General features: G+C 45.4%; 4 protein-coding genes and 2 pseudogenes. 1 reads left to right on the top strand and 5 read right to left on the bottom strand.

Features of this window, described 5'->3' with window-relative positions; genetic code table 11:
* Nucleotides 1-683: 683 nt before the first annotated feature.
* The 3 genes and pseudogenes from OEZ43_21980 to OEZ43_21990 form a co-directional block, all read right to left on the bottom strand.
* A complete protein-coding gene (locus OEZ43_21980; GenBank protein MDH5548249.1) occupies nt 684-1,472 on the bottom strand; it encodes an ankyrin repeat domain-containing protein in 789 nt (262 codons plus the stop codon).
* 119 nt (nt 1,473-1,591) lie between these two features.
* Nucleotides 1,592-1,954 (bottom strand): hypothetical protein, encoded by a 363-nt coding sequence (locus OEZ43_21985; GenBank protein ID MDH5548250.1) that lies wholly within the window; start codon nt 1,952-1,954, stop codon nt 1,592-1,594.
* Nucleotides 1,951-2,177: pseudogene (locus OEZ43_21990) on the bottom strand (DUF6516 family protein). The gene OEZ43_21985 and the pseudogene OEZ43_21990 overlap by 4 nt, the downstream one beginning before the upstream one ends.
* Before the next feature lie 249 nt (nt 2,178-2,426).
* On the opposite strand from OEZ43_21990, the gene OEZ43_21995 reads away from it, so the two are divergent.
* Complete coding sequence (locus OEZ43_21995) at nt 2,427-2,543, top strand: PHP domain-containing protein (protein MDH5548251.1); 117 nt, start codon at nt 2,427-2,429, stop codon at nt 2,541-2,543.
* 8 nt (nt 2,544-2,551) lie between these two features.
* Here the strand turns inward: OEZ43_21995 and OEZ43_22000 are convergent.
* Both OEZ43_22000 and OEZ43_22005 read right to left on the bottom strand, forming a co-directional pair.
* Nucleotides 2,552-2,896 (bottom strand): annotated as a pseudogene (locus OEZ43_22000) (DUF86 domain-containing protein).
* Nucleotides 2,889-3,013, bottom strand: a 125-nt coding sequence (locus OEZ43_22005) for a DNA polymerase subunit beta (GenBank protein MDH5548252.1), incomplete at its 5' end; no start/stop codon positions are given. The pseudogene OEZ43_22000 and the gene OEZ43_22005, both read right to left, overlap by 8 nt.

Genomic DNA, 3,013 nt, shown 5'->3' on the forward strand with positions numbered 1-3,013 from the left:
TTGTGGTTACCCCAAACGGACAGATCTTAATGCGTTAACCAGCACGCGAATACGAGGATGTAAGTCCAAGGTCATCTGCTCTCATCAATCAGAAATCAGGGTTGACATTGGGGCGTCTATACGAGGAAATATAACCCACCTTTACTCGTCTGAATGCCAGTATCAATCATCAAGTGCAGCCAGTCAAAACCCCATTCGCTTCGACAAAAGTGACCTACAGTAGAGAAATCAGCATCGAGTGGTGCCATAAGTGTGTTTATTTCCGACGTTGTGGCTGTGTAGAGAGCGCAACAGCCAAGCGGGTCCGCTTCGCCGACACGGCAAAGGAATACGCGATGAAAGGGATTAACCTAAATCGAATCCGTCAGGATGTCGGGCGGGTGCCCGAGGTGGGTGAATGCCGACCATAGGAGGCATGAACGCCAGCACAAGGACGTGCTGGCTGGACAACAAGTGAAGCAAGGATAGCGTAGCGCCGTTGTCTGGTCGGTAGGCCCAGGTGTTTTAGAATCTTGGCAATGTTCGGCGGGTCTTCTATGGAGGTTAAAATCTTGAGATTGCCCAGGCAGAGGGGATAAGTACATACCAAATACTCCATGGTCGACGGCAACGTGCGCGTCAAGCCGCTGATTAAGCGGGTGGCGGAGATGAAATATGCTGGCGGTAGTGGGACGGTGGATTACTTATTTCTCTTCTAGTATCCGCAATATTTCTGAAAGACCATTATCTCGTGCATAACTCAGAGCTGTTATACCGCGGCCGTTTGGAATGTTTGGATCGGCACCGTATTCAAGTAGCAATCGAACGTTCTCCGAATTTTTCCACATTACCGCATGCAAGATCGGAGTATTTCCTCCAACATCTTTTGTGTTAATAAGTCTTTTTCCATCGTATTCTTCGAGCAACATCTTTAGCGTACCGGTTTTAGCAGTTGCCGACCAGTGAACAATAGTACCATCCCAGAACCCCTTGGAATCTATCCTGGCTCCAGTATCGAGCAATATTTTGACTATTTTCGGGTCTTCGACATCTGCAGATATCGTAAGTGCATTATGTTCGGATGACTCTGACCTTGCGTCAAAATCTATGCCTTTCTCTACAAAGGCTCTAACTAGTCGTTCGTCGGGAAACTGCAAGAGTACCCAGTCAAAAATTGGATCTGAGTAGCCTTTCAGAAATTCTACTCTCTCATTTACGTCAGCCCCCAAATTGATAATTTTGTGGGTTATATCATGTTTCTCTAAACGGATGGCGTTAACTAGGGGGCTAAATCCATTAGACAATTTATTGGGTAAGTTCTTGTTGCTGATAATTTTCAGAAGCTCTGTTTCGACTTCGACCTTCTTGAAACACCCGTTTAGCAAATGAAGGTCATAGAATGTTTCGCATTTGCGAGAGTCCAAGATATAAAAATATACAGCCGGTGAGAGTCCAACAAGCGTAATGAATATTGAGATATACAATTTTTTCATTTCGTCTGCTTCTTATTTTTTCTATAGCGTTTTTATTTACTTTTCGATAAATTCAGACGTGCATACTAGCCCTGATTTCGACTAGGAAGCAAGAGCATATATCAATGTGCAAGAATTTGTTATGCCACCAAGCTAACATGCGCATCAATTACATCCCAAGGTGCGACAAGTAGTTCATTCTCGTCGCGTTGAATAAGACCGACGTTTTCCAATGCGCTAACATCCGCATGCACGTTTTTGTAATCCCGTTTCAAATGTTTGGAGAGCGCCCGAATGCTAAACGGTCCATGTTGACGCAAGACCTTCATTAGCTCTAATCGTTTCGGTGTTAGCAAAGAGGCGAGTGTCTCGAAATCCTCGAAGTTGAGATGAATCTCCGGGCGATCAATTTTTCCCGCCTCAGCTTGGTGCCAAGCATCAATGAAACGGTCGTATCCTTCACTGGCTTCTTCTACGCCGATATGAATATGTTGTTTGCTCATAACTCACCTCGCAGGCGCTCGATATCTGATCTGAAATCCTGTATCAGTTGTTCAACAGAAAAAAATAATAGTTTTGCTCGGTCTCACCGGGATGCCGATGATTGCCTTTTCCCCGTTCATTGTCATAGCGGACGAGACACCTCCCGGGGTAGCCGTAATACAGGCGATACTTCAGTCGGTGTGGCCGCTCACTGGATACGCTTGGTAGGCGCCAAATCACCATCTCCCTGATAGCCCCATCGGCATAGATTTATTTGTCCCTAAATAGTAGAGTCGCAGACATATGGCGAATTAAACCATATGGTGCGTAACTATGGTAGTATCGGCCGCTTCGGGTGAGCCATTAGTAAAAATCCAGTATCATACCCCCAAGCCCCACTCGGCCCCGGCAACTGCCTAAAACTTAACCACTTTTACCAAAACCACTAAACACACAAACAGCCAAGGACCCCATGCAGCCGTTGTTGTCCATCTGCATTTACATACCGAATACTCCATGGTCGATGGCATTGCGCGCGTCACGCCGCTGATTAAGCGGGTGGCGGAGATGAACATGCCGGCGGTGGCGGATTGGAAATTGGAAAATTAGAAGGAAAACTAAGACAGGGGAGATTGAATATTTTTCAACTCAGCAATTAGATCAGTAAGGTCATCCTGGATAATACTCCATAAAGTATCATCATCAATTCCAAGATATCCGTGTATAAGACGGTTACGTGTCGCAATAATCATTCGCCATGGAATGGATGAATATGCTTCTTTCACATCATCTGGTACGTGTGTGGCTGCTTCACCGATTAATTATAAGTTCCGTAGTGTGGCATCGTAAACAAGCTTACCGGAGACAAAGGCATCCTGATCCAGCCCGTTAGTGTATTCAATGGCTTTCTCAGCAAACTTGATCATGTCCTCAATATAAAACCGCCACTCACGCTTAGACATTAATGGCCTCTTTTTCTATGTACGGTTTCAATTCACGACGTAAGGCTTTGTCAGTCACCAAGTCCACCGATTTACCGAGATTATCTTCAAGAAGAAATTGAACACCGAAGTAACGCT

This window comes from Gammaproteobacteria bacterium (assembly GCA_029881255.1).
In the GTDB taxonomy this organism is placed as follows: Bacteria; Pseudomonadota; Gammaproteobacteria; order S012-40; family S012-40; genus JAOUMY01.